Consider the following 19747-nt stretch of genomic DNA (forward strand, 5'->3'; position numbering starts at 1 on the left):
CACCTAGATTCCTTGTAGACTTGGACTCTTGAGCTGGGGGTCTTACTGCCCGTTAAGGCGGGAAAAATTGAATTTTTTTAACAGATCGATTCTAGTGAAGGAAATTTGTTAGTGGATTGTGGAATGATGGAAGGTATAAAGGAAGAAAGCAAAAGGGAGCGAGTTTAAAAGCAACTCGCTCCCTAAGGAAGTTTTTTTATTAATAAATCTTATCTCCATTAAAAATGGAATTTTTCACGACAACATAGTCAACCGTCCGAATGTCTTTTAATTTTCTTCCGCCGGCATAAGAGATAGAGGACTGGAGATCCTGTTCCATCTCAATTAAAGTGTCGATTAAACGACCTTTGTATTCCACATACATTTTCTTGCCTTCGACATTTCGGCGCTCACCTTTTTGAAATTCCGAAGCAGAACCAAAGTATTCTTTATAGATTTTTCCATCTTTTTCATACGTTTCACCGGGTGATTCTTCATGCCCGGCGAATAATGAGCCAATCATCACCATCGAAGCTCCGAAGCGAACCGATTTGGCAATATCTCCATGTGTTCGGATTCCGCCGTCAGCAATCACAGGCTTGCTGGCAGCCTTCGCGCACCATCTTAGGGCTGCTAATTGCCAACCGCCGGTACCAAAGCCGGTTTTGATTTTCGTGATACAAACTTTTCCTGGGCCAATTCCGACTTTTGTGGCATCTGCTCCGGCATTTTCTAATTCCCGGACTGCTTCTGGGGTGCCGACGTTTCCGGCTATAACAAAACTGTCTGGCAGGTATTTCTTAATATGCTGAATCATTTCGAGGACAGAATTGGAATGTCCATGGGCAATATCGATCGTAATGTATTCCGGCACCAGATTTTCTTTCGCCAGCTGCTGAATGAACTGAAATTCGTCTTCTTTTACACCGACACTGATGGAGGCAATTAACCCCCGTGATTGCATATCTTTGACAAAATCAAGCCGTTTTTCCGGCTGAAAACGATGCATGATATAAAAATAACCATTTTCCGCTAAAAAAGCAGCTATTTTTTCATCGATGATCGTTTGCATATTTGCCGGAACAACCGGCAATTTAAATGTATGCTTACCAAAGGTTACACTGGTATCACATTCTGAGCGACTTTTAACCACGCATTTTGCGGGAATTAGTTGAATATCTTCGTAATCAAATACTGTATCCATATATTACACCCCTAAACACGAATAATGAAACAAATTTTAATAAAAAACGTTCGTACATTTGATAATGTACAATATTTTAACGGATATGTCAAAATTATTTTTTGAAAAAAGTCAGATATATCTGCAACTTTTCGGCGGGGCGTGTTATTTGGAAGATATCCACAAAATGGATTTGGATATTTGCAAAAAAATTACGATAACTTCAATTTTTGGCCAGGGGTGCATTTAGAAATATATCAGCAAAATTGAAGCGGATATCGGCAAAAAATTAAATATATCTGCAATTTTGGGGGAGATATCGGCAAAAAACAAATAGAACTGCAATTTTTGCACAAAATGTTTTGGAATAGAGGTAGGAAGGGGGAATGGCTAAAAAAGTTACCCAAGGAAAGAAATAGCCTCATCCTTGGGTAACTAATGTTTTCTACGCTAAAACCGGCTCCTTCTGAGCGACGATCGTACCTGTTTTTCCGCTTACTGCCTCGTAAGCGTGGTCAAGAGATGTAATAATCGCTTGTCGTTCCTTCTTCGATTCAGCAAATTGTACGGCTGCTTGAACCTTCGGTAGCATGCTTCCAGGAGCAAATTGTCCCTCGTCTATATATTGTTTCGCCTTGCTGACAGAAAGATTCGTTAGATTTTCCTGATTAGGTTTACCAAAATTAATCGCCACATTTTCCACAGCTGTTAAGATTAAAAGGACATCGGCATCGACTAATTCTGCCAATTTTTCCGAGGCAAAGTCTTTATCAATAACCGCTTCGACACCAATAAGCTTGTTATTGTCTTTAGAGACAGGGATCCCGCCGCCGCCGCTGGCAACGACAATATTGTCACTCTCGATCAGATCGATAATGGCCTTCTTTTCAATGATATCCACCGGTTTAGGGGATGGCACGACCCGGCGATAACCGCGTCCGGCATCTTCCTTCATTTTATACCCTTTCGTTTGAACTAAATGATCTGCTTCGTCTTTTGTATAAAAAGAACCGATTGGTTTAGTTGGATTTTGGAAGGCTGGATCATTGGCATCCACTTGAACCTGGGTCACTAACGTTACGACATTCTTGTCAATTCCATTTTCATGAAATACTTCATAAAGGGCATTTTGCAGCCAATAGCCAATCATCCCCTGACTCATCGCACCACAAGTATCGAGCGGCATTGCCGGAAGCTTGTCACTTTGATTCATTTGCTGCTGCAGGACAATATTTCCTACCTGCGGTCCATTTCCGTGAGCAATGATCAGTTTATGTCCTTCTTGAATTAATTTTACCAACTGTTTTGCTGTATTTAAGCAGGCCTGCTTTTGGTCATCGGCAGTGGCACCATTACCAGTTTGGATGGCATTCCCGCCAAGTGCTACAACAATTTTTTTTGCCATTTATTTGTCCTCCTAAGTCGTGATTTGTCCTGTTGCTAACATAATAATGGCGACAAGTGCTAGAATGATGAATATAATCGCCCAGACAAGCTCAAAGGTTTTAAATGTCTTCTGGCCATTTTCCTTTTGGGCGTATCGAAAGACAAAAATACCGATTGCGTACAACAATGAAGTTAACACTAAATAGCTTAGTCCTGCCGCATATAACAGCCAGATTCCATAGATGGATGCAATGATGCCGATTACCATTTGCCCGGTATTTTTTTGCTGGCTGCTGTATTTTACTTGATAGAGCGCAGAGAAAAGATATGGCACTAGTATCGCTGAACTGGCTAATGAATAGGCAAATTGGTATGGTTTATCGGATATTAACAAGGTAAGCAAGAAAATTTGTACTAATACATTGGTAATAATTAATGAATTGACCGGAGCTTTATTTTTATTTTCTTTGGCAAAATACTTTGGTAAAATGCGATCCTTTGCCGCGACATAAGGAAGCTCCGCAGCCAATAATGTCCATCCTAATAATGCTCCCAATAGGGAAACGATTAACCCTAAATTTACGATTGCGGCTCCCCAAGGGCCGACAACGTCTTTTAATACATAAGCCATGGAAGGGCTCTTTAATTTTGCCAGCTCTGCCTGTGACATAATTCCATAGGATAACAGGGAAATCAATACGTATATAACCAAGGTAGAAAGCAGCCCAATGACCGTTGCTTTTCCGACATCTTTCATATTCTGGGCCCGGCTGGAAAGAACAACTGCCCCCTCAATTCCGATGAATACCCAGAGGGTTACTAACATGGTACTCTTCGTCTGACTCAACACATCGGATAGATTAAAGGCATTTTTACCCCAAAAATCATGAGTGAATGTATCGAGATTAAAGGCAAAGATCGTTATGATGATAAAAAGGATAATTGGAACAAGCTTGCCAATGGTTACCACCAGATTCACCAGTGCTGCCGACTGAACCCCTTGTAAAATCAAAAAATGCATGAGCCAAAGGATGATTGACGCGCCGATAATCGAAGCAATATTTCCTCCGGTAAATACTGGTATGAAATAGCCAATCCCACTAAATAATAACGTCAAAAACGCAATATTGCCGAGCCATGCCGATAACCAATAACCCCAAGCTGAGTTGAACCCCCAATAATTTCCGAAACCTGCTTTGGCATAGCTAAAGACACCACCCTCCAAATCAGGCCGTTTATTAGTTAAATTTTGAAATGATAAGCCTAAGGTGATCATTCCGATCCCGGTGATGATCCAGCCAAGAATGACCGCTCCGGCACTGGCCCCCGAGGCCATATCAGAAGCGATATTAAACGCTCCGCCGCCGATCATTGAACCAATAACCAGGGCAATCAGCGAAACCAATCCAAGTTTTTTTTCATTTTCTGCCAAAGTTTCCACCTTCATTTCTTAAAAGAAGTTAAGCTGCCATCCGTGGTGCCTGTCCTTCTTTTAGCTAATAGGAAGTATAAAATGGTTCCGAATTTTATACTTCCTATGTCGCATAAATTCAACTCCGCCTCATGAACCGTCCTTAAGGAATCGCCAGTCAGCGAGTTTTCATTTATTGTGACGATTTGAAGGTGCCTGACACCATGGAGAATAGTCAGCGTTTTAAGATAGCGTAGCCGCCATTACAGCTTTGATGGTATGCATTCTGTTCTCTGCTTCATCAAACACGACGCTATTTTTCGAACGGAATACTTCATCGGTGACTTCCATTGCATCCAGACCAAATTTTTGGTGAATATCTCGACCTACTTCGGTTTCCAGGTCATGGAAGGCCGGAAGACAATGCATGAATAATGTATGTTCTTTACCAGTCTTAGCCATCATTTGTTTATTAACTTGGTACTTCTTAAGTAAGTTAATCCGCTCTTCGAATTTATCTTCTTCACCCATGGAAACCCAAACATCGGTATAAATGACGTCAACGTCCTTGACCCCGTCTTCAATACTATCCGTAATCGTAATTTTCGCTCCGGTGTCTTTCGCCACACCTTGTGCATATTCGACTAATTCCCCAGCAGGATGCAATTCCTTCGGGGCAACGGCACGGAAGTCCATTCCCATTTTCGCTGAGCCAATCATTAAGGAGTTCCCCATGTTATTTCTGGCGTCGCCGATATAAGCAAATTTAATGCCTTTTAAATATCCGAGCTTTTCTTTTATGGTCATAAAATCAGCTAAAATTTGTGTTGGATGGAATAGATCGGTTAAACCATTCCATACCGGAACCCCGGAATATTTCGCCAAATCCTCAACGGTTTCATGTTTAAAACCGCGAAACTCAATTCCATCAAACATTCTGCCTAAAACGATGGCGGTATCGCGATTGGATTCTTTTTTTCCAAATTGGATATCGCCTTTACCTAGGTATTCTGGATGAGCTCCTAAGTCGATACAAGCAACCGTGAAGGCACAGCGGGTACGGGTTGATGGTTTTTCAAACAACAGGGCAATATTTTTCCCTTTTAACATTTTGTGGGGAACGCCTGCATACTTTAAACGCTTGAATTCAATTGCTTGATTAATGAGAAATTCGATTTCCTCTGGAGTATAATCTTTTAATGTTAAAAAATGTCTGCCTCTTAAGTTAACTGCCATTTTTATGATCCTCCCAAATATGTGATTGCAAGCTGATTAAAGATCTTCACGATATAACGGCATGCTCATACAGCGCGGACCGCCGCGACCGCGGGCTAACTCACTGCTTTGAACCTCGATCACTTCGATACCGTACGAACGCAATAATTCATTGGAAACATAGTTACGGTCATAAGTCACCACAACTCCCGGAGAAATCGCAAGTGTGTTACTTCCGTTGTTCCATTGCTCACGTGCGGAAGCGATGTGATCCCCGCCGCCACAAGGAATGAGGGTGACTTCTTTTAAGTTCAAAACCTCTTGTAACGCTTCAACGATATTGGAACGTTGAGAAATGTTTACCTCTTCGGCACTGTCTCCTCTTTCCAAGATAAAAATATTCATTTCGCCGCCAGGGCCTTGAATTCCCGGATGCACGGTGAACTTATCGTGATCGACCATGGTAAAGACGGTATCTAAATGCATGAATGCCCTTGATTTCGGGATTTCAACTGCCATGACTTTTTGGTAATTGCTGTTTCCTCTAAATAAATTGATCGCTATTTTTTCAATCGCCTGGGCAGTTGTTCTGGCACTGATTCCGATAGCCACGGTGTCATGGCTAATGACTAATTCATCGCCGCCTTCGATCGAATAGGCACCGTCACGGTTAAACCAGAGCGGAATATCGTGTTGGGCAAATCGTGGATGATATTTGATAATATACTGCAAGAATAACGATTCGCGTTTTCGCGCTGAGCGATTCATCCGGTTGACCGACACGCCATTTCCAATAACGGCCGCCGGGTCTCTGGTAAAATAAAGGTTTGGTAATGGATAAAGGTAAAATGGGTCGAAATCCTCAAGCATTTCATGGAGGTGTTTCTTCCCTGTACTGGTTAATTCGTTTTTACGAATTCCATGCATTAATGTAGAAATTAACTGATCTTTTGGAAGACTGGTTAAGTATTCCTTTACCATTTCATAGGAGCGGGTCTCCACTAAGTTGCTTTCACGCATAAAATCTTCAATAAGATTCATCCTGACATCGTCATTGATCAACGCTTCTGTCGCCAATGTATCTAAATATACGACCTCCACACCTCTGTTGCGAAGCGTTGTTGCAAAATAATCATGCTCTTTTTGAATCGCCGGTAAGAAAGGAATATCATCAAATAATAATACTTCCAAAAATTCCGGTGTTAAGTTTTCCAACTCTTTGCCGGGTCGTTTCAGCAGAACTGTTTTTAGTTCTCCGATTTCCGATGTAACATTTAATGGATATTTCAATACGTTCAACTCCTTGTACATAATAGAGAATTTCTATGTTAGATCATGTTCAAGATTTTCTTTTCAAAAATATAGTTCCTTTTTACACACCACCACCCCTAAACTGAAAATTAATTTCTTTTGTATTATTAAAAAGTGGTGTGCAGTTTATTCTCATTCGCTTTTTCCAAAAAAAGTTATTTGATGTCATTCAAGCGGGTAATTTTAATTTATAGAAGAAAGAATCAGGGAATTCAAAGGGAAATGATACTCCTAGGAGGTATGGTCACTAGTAGCAGATTTGATTAAGTGATCAAAGAAAGGGGTGTAAGAAAATTTCTTTTCGGTTTTACGATTTCACCCATTTCTTTCCAGAAAGCAGACTGGTCATAAAACTAGTTTTCAGAAAAAAAATATAATATAATTTGTCTGTAGAACAATCGGATTTTATCGATGATGAATTAGCCTAATTTTAAATTTTCTCAATTTACTTTGTTTTCACCTGGGGGTTGACTTGTATGAACATTAAACAGAAAAAATATCACGTGTTTCAACGTTTCGGACGGGCTTTTAAGTTCAACTTCATTAAACTGCTTCGTTCGCCAGGTGGTGCAAATAAAGTTGCCTTAGGCTTTGCTCTGGGGTTTGGATTAGAAATGTTGGTTATATCATCCGCTTCGCTTATTTATATTATATTTTTCCCACTTGTCCGCTTGTCCAGAGCTTCATTGTCGGCATCCATCATTGGAAATGTGATTGGCAAATTAACATTTCTTCCGGTCATTTTACTGCCTTTCGCCAGAAAACTAGGGAAAGTTATTTTTCCACTGGAACTATCCCCTGGTCATCATACCGCTTTTTCTGTTCAACAATTGCTGCACGGTGATTTCCACAGTTTAGTCGGATTACTTCACGGTGGCATCCATGCTCTAGTTGGAATGACGATTTTTGGGATTGTCCTCGGTGTGATTTCTTATTTTATCATCCATTATCTTTATGAGAAAGAACTGGCAAACCGGTTAAAGCGCAGACGTCATAAACGAGAGATTAACTTAAATCGACAAGTGTCAGGAACCTTGTGAAAGAATCACCAGGTTCCTGACACCTTTTTCTTCAACTTTTATTGAGTAGGGTTTTTGGGTTTGTATTTAAGATGAGCATCGTGCACAGTAAAATAGCTGAGGCGAACCAAATGGCTTTTGTCCCAAAGTGAAGGGTAAACAGGCTGCCGATGAAAGCACCACCAAGAAAGGCCAGAATGATAATGCTGAAATCGATGAATTTGAGCATTCCCTGGCGATCATGGAGGATAATAGCCGTATAGGCGGCTTCTGCCGCTGATCGTAAATTACCAGTAACCATCGCCGAATTATAAGGCCATCTCACCAGCGTGCGAAAGGATGAAATTTGCACCGATGAAACAAAGGCAATCGTTAATGTTACCACGGTATTTGGTATCTCGGCCGGCCAGGTTCCGACAAATAAAAGGACAATACTTTCCAACAACAGCACTGTCCTAGCAGGAAATGGAAACGTTCGGGTGATATTTGGATGTTTTAATCCTTCTGCAACGACCACTCCGATGACAAACGCAAAAATCGGGGGAATATGCTTTAATCCTTGAGCCCAATGTCCTTGTGCGGTTACCACACCTAATAAGACGAGGTTGCCGGTCTGGGATGTAGCAAACACTCCATCCCGACTAACATACGTGTAAGCATCAAGATATCCCCCAATTAAAGCTAATAATACCCCCAAACCAATGGATTCCGCTGTAATTTGCGGAAGCTTCACCTTCCTGATATTTACTGTTCTTCTCACATAGGGTATCGCGATATTTAGTTTAGACTGATCATGAGTCTTTTCCATGGATCTCTCCCTAAACAAACTGTTAGCAAAAATTACAATCTTTATTTTTCCCGGAGTGACCTTATTTTATTAATGAGCTAATAAGGTCTTTTTTTGTGTAGTCCAGTATATTTGCAGCCTTTCACTAACTTTTGAGTTCCCACACGGAAGGGGACGTACGGACCAAAATAAGGGAATGCTGGCGGATAACCGAAAAGCAAAGGGACAATATGGTAGATGGTATGCCCCAATTGAACACTATGAGGATGAATCGGTTGATTCCACGGTCCAAACATCGGCGGAGGGTAACCTAAGTACATGGGGCCATTTGTTCCGGTAATAATCGTATGCATCCTATCACCAACTACGTTTTTCACATTGTACGTTCTAGTGAACGAAAAGAGCATGGTTTTTTGTAGAACCGCTAGATCCGTCATCGAATTACTCTGTTAAAAGCCAGTGATTAGTTAGAACTTTCTAGTTTTAAAAGCCTTTGTTTAAGTTTTAAAAAAATTTTTAATGAAAGGCTGGTAATCAATTTTTCGTTGTTATATAATTGTATTAATTTATAAAACGTGTTATATAACAAATTTTAAGAAGGAGCAGAAAATATGGTTAAAACAGACTCAATTGCGCGAAGAATTATGGGCTGGAAATTAAATCGCTGGGATCGCTGGTACGACTATGAAAAGGGGATTTTCATACAAGATACTGAATTCCAACCGGAGCAAAACCTTAACCATGCGTTGCAAATTGTGGATCGTTTGGAACAGTTGGGTTATACCTATACGGTTAAAGGGACTTCAAGGGTTTGCTTTAATGAAATTTGCGCAACTGGAGAAAACTTAGCCCAAGCGATCACCAATGCTGCCTATACCATCATCGAACATCATTCCATTCCTGACACGACAAGAATGTGGCAGAAATTATGCTAAAATTGTAATAGATATATTGGGATAATTGTAGTACAATAATAATAATTAAATAGTTATCTAGAGTGGCTGAGAGAACTGGCTCAATGACGTCACAGCAACCTGCAGAACGTAAGGTGCTCCCACCAGCAAAGCAATAGACTGCTTTGGATGATAAAACGGCTTTTACCCCCTTTTGGATCCAATGCAGAAGGGGGTTTTATTTTTTAAAACGGAAGGGGAAAGCGAACGTGAATATTAACGGCTATGCAAGGACCTTAAAGGCGCGGGATTTGAATGTCGAAAAATTTCTGTTGTATGTTGCCGAATGTATTGAGCGGCAGCTAAAGGAATGGGATCAACAGTATGAGGTACTGGTCATGAAACTGCAAGACTATCAACTGATTGTAAAATATGGGGAGCGGGATTATAGTGTAAAACTGTCGGAGGAGGAGGCTTTCTTACTGCAGAAAACGAGCCCATACCGTCTCGACCAAGAGATTTGGAAGGGCTTAGAAAAGCAAGGTCTGGAAATTAAAAAGGGTTTTGGCAATTATATTGAGGCGGTTTTATAGCAGAACAATGTGAAAGATCCATTTTTTAAAAGTTTTGTATTGTCATAGTGTTGTCGAAGTGCTAAGATAATAAAGAAAATTTTCCTTTAATTCTGGTCCAGAGAGGCCAAAAAGGGCGAAAGTAATGATCGTATATATGAAACTGTATGTATGAATGCCCTTTTGTTCTATCGGATCAAAGGGCATTTTATTTTTGCCCGAATTCTTTAAATCATAGTCCTGAGAGGCTTGGAAGGAGACTGACAAAAGTGGATTATCAGAAAAAAACTGTTGTAGCATCAGTAGCAGGGTTAACGTTAGAGGGTATGGACATCATGTTTATTTCCTTTGCGATGTCGATGATCATTGCGGAATTTCATTTGGACATGGCAACGGGCGGTCTAATTTCTTCAATTACGAACTTAGGGATGCTGTTTGGAGGAATTATCTTCGGAATCTTAGCTGATAAATTTGGCAGGGTAAAGGTGTTCACGTATACCGTTTTATTATTTGCCATCGGTACAGCGTTAACCGGATTAGCAACAAATGTAGAGCAAGTTTATATTTTTCGGTTTATTGCCGGCTTGGGAGCGGGCGGCGAATATGGAATCGGGATGACATTGGTTGCCGAAGCATGGCCAAAGAATAAGCAGGGACGGGCCTCTTCTTATGTAAGTATCGGTGCCCAATTCGGGGTGATTCTCGCGGCTCTTTTAAGTGCCATCCTTTTACCGCTATGGGGCTGGAGAGGATTATTCTTCGTCGGAATTGTTCCGGTTATATTCGCCTTCTTTGTCCGGAAAAATTTAAATGAATCACCTGAATGGCTGGCAGCTCAAAGAGAAAAACAGCATGTGAAAAAGCAAGGTAGTGTCAAGGAGTTATTTTCCAGCCCAAGAATAGCCTTTACGACCGTCGCCTTAGCGGTGATGGCCACGGTGCAAATTGCCGGCTATAACGGCTTAATGATCTGGCTGCCGTCGATCCTCCAGAAATCACAAGGACTTTCGGTTTCAGGTTCGGCCCTTTGGACGATTAGTACGGCTGTTGGGATGATTGCCGGGATGTTAACATTCGGACAAATTATCGACCGACTGGGAATGAAGAAAGCATTCGGTATCTTCCTTTTTGCTTCAGCCGGGGCGGTATACTTGTACTCCTTTGCGACTGGAGCAGCCGGGGTGTTAATTGGCGGAGCGGTCGTCGGATTTTTCTCGAACGGAATGTTTGCCGGCTACGGTGCTTTAATCAGTCATTATTATCCAGTCGAAGTTCGCAGCACCGCGACCAACAGTATTTTCAACTTTGGCCGGGCATTGGGTGGACTATCACCAATTCTGGTAGGATTCATCTTACAACATGCTAACGTTACCGTCGCCATGACCTACCTCGCTATCCTATACTGCATCTCCTTTATCGCCATGCTAAGTCTGGGAAAAGGGGAAGTCGAGGAGAAGAAGCCTATTAAAACATTAACAGAAGCGATATAAAAGAATCGCTACCAGGCACCATGTGATTTTTCACTTGGTGCCTTCCTCTTTTTATATTTAAAAATGATTAACTCGATATATTTTCCTCGGCCTTCCTTTAGAGGTAGGGGCTTCTTCACCAATGATATCGGCAATGCCATTCTCGACTAACCCTGTTAAAATTCGGCGGGCATTTCTAGGTGTCATTTTAAGCCAATCCGAAATTTGATTAGCAGTGATAGAACCGTTACCCATTCTTTGTTGAACCGATAAAATTTTGTTAAATGTTGTTATAGTTATTCCGCAATGTTTCAGTTTTTCACTAATTTCCTTATTCTCTGTCCGGTATTGGTAAGTGATTGACTCCTGTTCTTTTAATGGGCCTTCAATCGTTCCAGTGTTATCTACAAGGAAAGCGCTAAAAGAATCATAGTTTTGAGCATGATTTAAGGCAAGCCGTGCATTTTCTTCAGCCGTAAGCGCGGTATCACCATAGCCAATTCCAATATTTGCTGAAAAATCGGAAATTAGCGCCAATTCTTCTAACAGAAAACTAATTGGTTTCTTACCTTTTTGTAAAGATCCCCTTGTTGAAAAAATTAAAAATATTCCAGTTCCAATCGAGACAAAGGAACCAGAGATAGTCTCTGCAAAATGTAGAACTGCAGCTTGAATCTTCAAATTTAGACGATGCAAATCATAAGACACCATATTATGGTTATCTTTCTTTTCCATCCCTTGCACTTTTACAAGAATTGCTGCAATCTGTGATTGTTTAAAGTGTATTGTTTCCCATTGTTGAATTGCTGTTGATAATGTTTCTCGGATATTGCTTCTCGTTGGTGTAACCCGATATGTGGGAATATTCTGGGAACATAGCTGTTCAAAGATGGAGCGCAAACAAGTGATGCAAAGTTCTACTTTACCTTCCCGATAAAGTTGTTGATGAAAGGATAAAAGATTTTCAATTGGAGTTTCATTTGTATACTCATGAACGTGGACATGGTTACTAGCAATCCGAAGATCTCGGTAAGTTTCATAAACGTCCCGCTCTGAAAGCATGTCAATGCTAACAGATTCAAGCTGCTTTTTATCATTGTAGCCAATCTCTACTAAAGTCTTTGTTAAACTGGCACCGTCCAATTGCAGGAGAAAAAACGGTTGGTTAATGCCACTTTTTTGAATCTCAATAAACAGGGCGGGTCCTGCAAGAATCCAAAAGTCAACTAGTTGCTGATTTTGTTGAAAAATACTCGCTGCTTGATCTGTATTTTGATAAATAAATGGAACCGGTTGGAGGCGGTCTCGATATTCAACTGCTATTTCAGAAATAAGTTGGACGGTATCTTCTGGTCCAATAATTCCTGCTCTTGGTTTCAAATTTCTCTCCCCCAATTATAGTTTGTTATTTAATTATAACAATAACGATATGAATAAGGAATTAATTTCCTCTCCACTTTTTCAGATAGAAAAAAGAATATTTTCGTGGATATTTTAATGAATTTTTTGAAAATTCTGTTGACACATTTGGGATATATCTGTATATTTTTATTAAAGGAATATATAAAGAATTTTTCCATAATTGAAAGGAGAGGCATTTATCAATGAGTGGAATAAACAAGAACCAGGGGGTTACAACTTTGATTGATGAAACTCAATTCAAGCATGTAATTGGACACTTCACGACTGGTGTATCCGTAATCACTGTAAGGAATAACGGAATTGATTTTGGGATTACTGCTAGTGCTGTTAGTTCTGTTTCTGTTGAACCGCCAATGTTGCTTGTTTGTGTCAATAAAAATACGGGAACATGTCATGCCATTGCAAATGCCAAAACATTTACCGTAAACATCATGAAGGAAACACAAACAGAGTTAGCCCTGAGGTTTGCAAGGGCAAATACAGACAAATTTAGTGAAATTGATTTTACTTGCGGTCATTTAGGGAATCCAGTTTTGGAAGATACATTGGCAACTCTTGAATGTCGAGTGGTAGAAGAAGTGAATGGTGGTACCCATACCGTTTTTTTAGCGGAGGTTCAAACCGCAGAGGCAGCTGATGGAGAACCATTAGTCTACTATCGGGGAAAATTTGGTCAGTTTAACGAGTTTTAATATTTTAGGAGGAATGTGTAATGGGTTTAATGACAGGAAAGCAATACCGTGAATCATTAAATGATGGAAGAGAAGTGTATATTGATGGGGAAAAGGTAAAAAATGTCGCAGACCATCCAGCGTTTAAACCAATTGTTGATGTAAAAGCGAGAATGTATGATATGGCATTTGAAAAGGAGTTAGCTGACAAACTAACTACCACACTGCCGGATGGCGAAGTTGTATCCAGAGCATATAAAGCTCCGGAAAGTAAAGAGGATTTGGCAGCAATACGAAAGCATGTAGAAACAGTATTGGATGACCTCGGAGGGATCGTATACCGAGTAGGGGACGAAACGATCGGTGAAATGTGGTCACTATATGATGCTCAAGATCGATTGAATCAAATTGACCCTACTTATGCTGAAAATATTCGTTATCACGTTGATCGAGTGGCAAGAGAAGATCTCTTTCACGTTTCAGCCAACACCGATCCAAAAGGCGATCGAAGCAAATTATTCAGTGGCAAAGATGGAGGAACCTTGCTTCATGTTGTAGAGGAGAATGATAAAGGAATCGTCGTCAAAGGAGCGAAATTCGAAACAGCTGCTGCCTATGCTCATCAGGCTTTTGTCAAGCCAACCATTTTGGATTGGAATGCTGGGTCAGAAAAAATGGCACCATTTGCCTGTGGTTTTATTTGTGATATGGGCTCACCGGGATTAAAGCACATTTGTCGATCCCCGCTTGGGTTAGGCCAAAACCCGGAGGATTATCCGGTTTCCACGAAATTTGATGAAATTGACACCCTACTTATTTTTGACAACGTTTTAATACCTTGGGAAAATGTTTTATTTCATCGCTCCTTAGAATCAGCCGCGTATATTCGCTCTACTGTTCATCGTTATTCTGCTTATAATTATACCCTAAGAATGCTGCGCAGAGCTGATTATTTAATTGGGATCGCATTATTAAATGTTGAACAAACAGGTTTAAATCAGCTTCAAGCCGTAAAAGAGAAAATTTCCCAGCTCATTAACTACCGTGAAGGGATTAATGCCCATTTAACGGCTGCTGTAACGGAAGCAGAAAGAAGTCCCGGCGGGTTAATGATGCCGAATCAATCCCTTCTTTACACAGGTCGCATGTTTGCCTTGAGAAATTTCCCGGCAATGGCGCATCTAACTAGAGAGCTTGTTGGCGGACAACTGGCGGTTACTCCGGATACTGCGACAATGGCCGATCCGGAAATTAAGCAATATTTTGATCAATATTATGCGGTTGGGGAGTGGACACCTGAGGATCGCGGAAAATTACTTTATTTTGCTAGGGATCTGTTAAATTCTTCTTTTGCAGGCCACTTAACCACCTTTGAATTATTTGCTCAAAGTCCACCTTTTGCCCAGTATGCCGCTGTATTTAATAACTTCGATATGGAACCACAGCGTGAATTAGTGCGCCGCGCTGCTGGACTTAAAAAGAAAGAACCGGTTGTCAGCATCTAAATTGTCCAACGAAAGGAGTTTTTTCTATTGGAAATTCATACACCAGGCAGGTTAAGACTCCCTGCATCGACACTCACAATCGGCGCCCTTGACGGTGTCCACCGGGGGCATCAAGCATTATTGTTAAAAACAAAAGAACGGGCGGCAGAGCTGGGAGTTCCCTTCGTGGTGTATACCTTTGATCCGCCCCCAAAGGTGTTTTTTCAAAAAGGTACTCTGATTACGACACTGGAGGAAAAGCTTAACCGGCTTGAGATGCTTGGCGTAGATCATGTGATTGTTGGGAAATTTAATGAAGCATTTATGCAAAAGACGGTGTCAGACTTTATTGATGAGTTAAAGTTTTTGGACCCGGTTGAAATATGGGAGGGTCCAAATTTCCAATTTGGTAAAGATCGGAAAGGAACGATAGAGGATTTAAAAGGCCACTTTAAGGTTGGAGTTTTAAAGCCATTGAAATGTGAACATGGTGAGTTAATCTCTTCAACCCGTATTCGAATGCTACTACAGCAGGGAAATTATTCATTAGCAAAAAACTTATTGGGAGATATTCGATATATTTCTTTCCTAGAAGGAAAAAATTACGCTGTTTAAAAAAATGTAGCAAAAGGAAGGCAGCAATTAGAACTTCTAATTGTTGCTTCCTGTTTTTTGCAAGTAAAAGTTCCCGATTGGAATTTCGCAAGGCTGGAAATGTATATCTGCAAGAAATAAACCAGAAAGTGAGGGATGGCAGTTTGAAAATAAATTTACATCGTTTATTAGTAGATATAGAGAAGTATGCAGAGTTCGGAAAAAATGAATGTGGGGGAATCACCAGGCCGAGTTTTTCATCAGCTGATCATCAAGTCCGCGAAATGTTTATCAAAGAGTTAGAAGAAATGGGGCTCACTGTAACGATAGACGGTGCAGCCAATATTTGGGCAAAACTGAAAGGTAACGGGAAAAAGAACGGTAGTCTTGTCATTGGCTCTCATCTTTGATTCAGTACCAAATGGAGGGAAATATGACGGTTCTCTTGGAGTCCTCATGGCAAAAGAAATTGTAAAAACAATTATTGAAAATAAAGTTAATCTTGATCACGATCTTGAAATTGTCTCTTTTACTGCGGAAGAATCCAATGATTTTAATTTATCCACCTTTGGCAGCCGCTCATTCGTCGGAAAACTTACAGCGGATCAATTAAAAGAATCTCGGGATTCAACAGGAGCTCTTTTGAATGGTGAATTAAAAAAGGTCGGCGGTGGACTGAACCAATTTCCAGCAATGAAGGACATGCAAGCTGAAAAAAAAGCATTTATTGAACTGCATATTGAACAAGGGAAAAGGCTGGAAAGTGCCGATATTTCGATGGCCGTTATTCATAGCGTCGTCGGGACATATCGCAGTTTTATAAAAGTGATTGGCGAACCAAATCATTCCGGTACGACGATGATGGTGAATCGAATAGATGCCCTTACTGCCGCCGCAGAAATGATTCTTGAGGTTGAAAGATATTGCAGGGAGAAAGGGAATGTGGTTGGAACAGTCGGAAAAATAGCGGTAACACCGAATGCAGCCAATATTATTCCGGGAGAGGTCGAATTTATTTTGGAAATCAGGGCGGAGAAAGAGGAGACGATTGAATTGGCAGTTAACTCCATCCAAGAGGTGTGGGCAGAGATAATGAAAAAACGAGGCGTCCAACTTCATAAAGAGGTAATTCTTGATCAAAAACCGGTAGTTTTGGATCAAGAATTGGCAGCTATTTTCGAAAATACGGCCAGGCAAATGAATGAACCGTATTTGACTTTGCCTAGTATGGCCGTTCATGACGCCGCTCATATGGCCAGTATCACTAGATCAGTGATGGTTTTTGTTAAAAGTATAGCTGGAAAAAGCCATTGCCCGGAGGAATATAGTGAACCTGCTGACATCGAAAAAGCAGGAAATTTAATCTTACATGGAATCATCAACTTAGACCGGGCTCTACCCGAAACGAAGGACCAACTCCAAGTAAATAATAAGTAGAATTACGATTGATTAGTTGAAGGCTGTCCTTAAAAGGAGATAGTCTTTTTTTGATGATTTCTGGTGGATTTTAGAAAAAAGGAATAAAAAAGTTTAGTTTATAAAATATAGAATTTTTTGAAAATTTAATTGACATTATTACTACAATGATGTTATTTTTTAATTAAAAGAATAAATAAAGACAAAATCCGAAAATAGCAAGATATTATCATTTAGTGTTCAGAGGGAGGTAAATTTATGACTTTAATGACAGGTGAGCAATACCGCGAGTCATTAAATGATGGTAGGGAAGTCTATATTGATGGGGAAAAGGTGAAAAATGTCGCCGAGCACCCATCATTTAAGCCCATCATCGATGTAAAAGCAAGAATGTACGACATGGCTTTTGAAGAAAAATTTAAGCCTGTACTAACGACCACACTGGTGGATGGTGAGGTGGTTTCCAGAGCATACAAAGCACCAGAAACAAATGAAGATCTGGCCGCCATTCGAAAACACGTTGAAACCGTTTTGGATGATCTTGGCGGTGTCGTTTACCGGGTCGGAGATGAAACCATTGGCGAAATGTGGTCTTTGTATGATGCTCAAGATAAATTAAACGAAATCGACCCCACCTACGCCAAAAATATTCGCTACCACATTGATCGTGTCGCCAGAGAAGATCTTTTCCATGTTTCCGCAAATACAGATCCAAAAGGGGACAGAAGTAAATTATTCAGCGGGAAAGATGGGGGAACTTTACTTCACGTTGTTGAAGAAAATGATCAAGGCATCGTGGTCAAGGGGGCGAAATTTGAAACAGCGGCTGCCTATGCCCACCAGGCCTTTGTCAAACCAACGATCCTTGACTGGAATGCGGGATCAGAAAAAATGGCTCCATTCGCCTGCGGTTTCATTTGTGACATGGGTTCCCCTGGTTTAAAGCATATTTGCCGTACATCACTCGGAGCAGATCGTAATTCAACCGATTATCCAATTGCTACAAAATTTGAGGAAATTGACACCCTACTTATTTTTGATAATGTTTTAATTCCATGGGAAAATGTACTATTTCATCGTTCTTTAGAATCAGCCGCTTACATCCGTTCTACACTTCATCGTTATTCTGCTTTTAATTACACCCTTAGAATGCTCCGCAGAGCCGATTACTTAATCGGAACCGCTCTATTAAATGTTGAACAAACTGGTCTAAATCAACTCCAAGCAGTAAAAGAGAAAATTTCTCAGCTCATCAATTACCGTGAAGGAATAAACGCTCATTTAACGGCAGCCGTTGCCGAGGCGGAAAGAAGTCCCGGCGGATTAATGATGCCGAATCAATCACTTTTATATACGGGGCGCGTATTTGCCCTTGCTAATTTTCCAGCAATGGCTCATTTAACAAGAGAGCTTGTGGGCGGTCAACTGGCAGTAACTCCTGATTCTACTACAATGGCTGATCCGAAAATCAAACAATATTTCGATCAGTATTATTCTGTAGGAGAGTGGACACCCGAGGATCGTGGGAAATTACTTTATTTTGCAAGAGATTTATTGAATTCCGCTTACGCAGGGCACCGGACAACGTTTGAATTATTTGCTCAAAGTCCGCCATTCGCTCAACAAATGGCCGTTTATAACAATTTCGACATGGCCCCACAACGTGAATTAGTGCGCCGTGCAGCAGGGCTTAAGAATAAACACTCATCTATTAAAAGTTTGTAACTTACAAAAAGAGAGTTTGGATTAAGGAGGGTTAAAGGTGAGATTGTCTAAAAAACTACCAATAAAAAAACTATCCCTGTTTATCATTTTGGCTGTTTTTTTAGTCGGGTGTTCGGCTACTAAATCAACATCAGGAGGTGGAAGTTCCTCATCAAAAGAAGGTGAAACGATCAATATAGGGCTACAAGCACCAATGACGGGGGACAATGCCCAATATGGACAGGATATGAGAAATGGCGTAGAGCTTGCGATTAAAAAAATTAATAGTGAAGGCGGAATCAATGGAAAACAACTAAAACTGATTGTTGGAGACGATAAAGCAACACCATCAGAAGCGGTAGCTGTTGTCAACAAAATGATTATGAATGATGGCGTAAAAGGCATAATTGGAGGATATAATTCCTCCCCTACACTGGCGGCTCAAGATGTTTCGGGACCGGCTAAGGTACTTCATTTAAACATGGGGGCAAGCCCAGATTTGTCTAAGACGGGTAATAAATATCTTTTCCGGGTCATTTTAACGGGTTCTGTTTATGTTCCAGCGGTTTTGAAATATATGGCCGAGGAGAAAAAAGTAAAGAAAATTGCTGCTCTCTTTGAAAATACTGACTATGGAATCACTATGTATGATGCCGCAAAAGAATCAGCAAAAAATCTCGGGGTGGAATTTGTTACAACCGAAAAATATAACCCCGGTGATAAAAACTTCTCCGCACAATTATCAAAGATTAAAACTCTTAATCCAGATGCCGTAATGGTAGTTGGCTTATACAATGAGGTGGCCTTAATTGAACAACAAGCAAAACAGGCCGGATTAAAGGTTCAATTCTTCTCACCGGATGATTCAATGTATTCGCAGCAGCTAATCACATTGGGCGGGGCTGCTGTTGAAAATCATATTTTTGCCTCGATGATTGACTTAAACGCGGATACGGAAGAAATGAAGGAATTTAAAAAAATAGCGGAAGAAAATAAAATTCCAGCACAAGCCAATACCGCTATTGCTTATGATGCCGCAATGGTCCTTGCTAAGGCATTGGAAGAAGGGAAGGGTGACCCTGAAAAATCTCGCGAATCATTAGCAAATATTGATTATAAAGGGATTACAGGACCGATTAGATTTGATGAAAATGGTGACCGTTCCAATTCCCCGATGATTATGCAGGTACAAAAAGGTGACTTTGTCGTAATAAAAGAATCGGAATAGGGT

The 19747-nt window shown here is 40.6% G+C and carries 18 protein-coding genes and 1 riboswitch; of the genes, 11 read left to right on the plus strand and 7 right to left on the minus strand.

The window, feature by feature from the left end:
* Positions 1-199: 199 nt before the first annotated feature.
* From guaC to arcA, 5 genes are all read right to left on the minus strand, one after another.
* Positions 200-1183 carry a GMP reductase gene (gene guaC, locus RCG24_RS04495; RefSeq protein ID WP_308078397.1) on the minus strand — a complete coding sequence of 328 codons (984 nt, stop codon included), beginning with the start codon at positions 1181-1183 and terminating at the stop codon, positions 200-202.
* A gap of 424 nt (positions 1184-1607) precedes the next feature.
* Positions 1608-2567: a carbamate kinase gene (gene arcC / locus RCG24_RS04500; RefSeq protein ID WP_202651623.1), complete on the minus strand. Its 960-nt coding sequence runs from the start codon at positions 2565-2567 to the stop codon at positions 1608-1610.
* A 12-nt stretch (positions 2568-2579) separates the two neighbouring features.
* Positions 2580-3995 (minus strand): arginine-ornithine antiporter, encoded by a 1416-nt coding sequence (arcD, locus tag RCG24_RS04505; RefSeq protein ID WP_202651621.1) that lies wholly within the window; start codon positions 3993-3995, stop codon positions 2580-2582.
* A gap of 207 nt (positions 3996-4202) precedes the next feature.
* Positions 4203-5204 carry an ornithine carbamoyltransferase gene (gene argF, locus RCG24_RS04510; RefSeq protein ID WP_374049148.1) on the minus strand — a complete coding sequence of 334 codons (1002 nt, stop codon included), beginning with the start codon at positions 5202-5204 and terminating at the stop codon, positions 4203-4205.
* A 27-nt stretch (positions 5205-5231) separates the two neighbouring features.
* Positions 5232-6464: an arginine deiminase gene (arcA, locus tag RCG24_RS04515; RefSeq protein ID WP_308078398.1), complete on the minus strand. Its 1233-nt coding sequence runs from the start codon at positions 6462-6464 to the stop codon at positions 5232-5234.
* A gap of 497 nt (positions 6465-6961) precedes the next feature.
* Here arcA and RCG24_RS04520 point away from each other — a divergent pair, with 497 nt between their 5' ends.
* Entirely contained in the window at positions 6962-7525 is a 564-nt protein-coding gene (locus RCG24_RS04520; protein WP_308078399.1) for a DUF2062 domain-containing protein, read from the plus strand.
* Between the two features lie 31 nt (positions 7526-7556).
* On the opposite strand, the gene RCG24_RS04525 is transcribed toward RCG24_RS04520, so the two are convergent.
* On the minus strand, positions 7557-8312 hold the full coding sequence (locus RCG24_RS04525; RefSeq protein ID WP_308078400.1) for a YoaK family protein: 756 nt from the start codon (positions 8310-8312) through the stop codon (positions 7557-7559).
* A gap of 590 nt (positions 8313-8902) precedes the next feature.
* On the opposite strand from RCG24_RS04525, the gene RCG24_RS04530 reads away from it, so the two are divergent.
* From RCG24_RS04530 to RCG24_RS04540, 3 genes are all read left to right on the plus strand, one after another.
* Positions 8903-9226, plus strand: a complete 324-nt coding sequence (locus RCG24_RS04530; protein ID WP_202651611.1) for a BC1872 family protein — start codon at positions 8903-8905, stop codon at positions 9224-9226.
* Between the two features lie 50 nt (positions 9227-9276).
* A riboswitch (SAM riboswitch) is annotated at positions 9277-9383 on the plus strand.
* Positions 9384-9453: 70 nt separating this feature from the next.
* On the plus strand, positions 9454-9777 hold the full coding sequence (locus RCG24_RS04535) for a hypothetical protein (RefSeq protein WP_202651609.1): 324 nt from the start codon (positions 9454-9456) through the stop codon (positions 9775-9777).
* 248 nt (positions 9778-10025) lie between these two features.
* Entirely contained in the window at positions 10026-11246 is a 1221-nt protein-coding gene (locus RCG24_RS04540; RefSeq protein ID WP_308078401.1) for an MFS transporter, read from the plus strand.
* A 57-nt stretch (positions 11247-11303) separates the two neighbouring features.
* Here RCG24_RS04540 and RCG24_RS04545 read toward each other — a convergent pair whose 3' ends face one another.
* Complete coding sequence (locus RCG24_RS04545; RefSeq protein WP_308078402.1) at positions 11304-12605, minus strand: helix-turn-helix domain-containing protein; 1302 nt, start codon at positions 12603-12605, stop codon at positions 11304-11306.
* 260 nt (positions 12606-12865) lie between these two features.
* Between RCG24_RS04545 and RCG24_RS04550 the strand changes: the two genes are divergently transcribed.
* The 7 genes from RCG24_RS04550 to RCG24_RS04580 all read left to right on the plus strand — a co-directional run bounded on the left by RCG24_RS04550 (position 12866) and on the right by RCG24_RS04580 (position 19744).
* Complete coding sequence (locus RCG24_RS04550; protein WP_235887805.1) at positions 12866-13339, plus strand: flavin reductase family protein; 474 nt, start codon at positions 12866-12868, stop codon at positions 13337-13339.
* Positions 13340-13359: 20 nt separating this feature from the next.
* Positions 13360-14823 (plus strand): 4-hydroxyphenylacetate 3-hydroxylase family protein, encoded by a 1464-nt coding sequence (locus tag RCG24_RS04555; RefSeq protein WP_202651602.1) that lies wholly within the window; start codon positions 13360-13362, stop codon positions 14821-14823.
* 27 nt (positions 14824-14850) lie between these two features.
* Entirely contained in the window at positions 14851-15417 is a 567-nt protein-coding gene (locus tag RCG24_RS04560) for an FAD synthetase (RefSeq protein WP_202651600.1), read from the plus strand.
* 77 nt (positions 15418-15494) lie between these two features.
* Entirely contained in the window at positions 15495-15806 is a 312-nt protein-coding gene (locus RCG24_RS04565) for a hypothetical protein (protein ID WP_308078403.1), read from the plus strand.
* 46 nt (positions 15807-15852) lie between these two features.
* Complete coding sequence (locus tag RCG24_RS04570; protein WP_308078404.1) at positions 15853-16833, plus strand: hydantoinase/carbamoylase family amidase; 981 nt, start codon at positions 15853-15855, stop codon at positions 16831-16833.
* Positions 16834-17070: 237 nt separating this feature from the next.
* The gene (locus tag RCG24_RS04575) at positions 17071-18537 is read left to right on the plus strand and encodes a 4-hydroxyphenylacetate 3-hydroxylase family protein (protein WP_308078405.1); all 1467 of its coding nucleotides are present in this window, start codon (positions 17071-17073) and stop codon (positions 18535-18537) included.
* Positions 18538-18574: 37 nt separating this feature from the next.
* On the plus strand, positions 18575-19744 hold the full coding sequence (locus tag RCG24_RS04580; protein ID WP_308078406.1) for an ABC transporter substrate-binding protein: 1170 nt from the start codon (positions 18575-18577) through the stop codon (positions 19742-19744).
* The last annotated feature ends 3 nt before the right edge of the window (positions 19745-19747 follow it).

The organism is Neobacillus sp. OS1-32 (genome assembly GCF_030915425.1).
Lineage (GTDB): Bacteria > Bacillota > Bacilli > Bacillales > Cytobacillaceae > Neobacillus > Neobacillus paridis.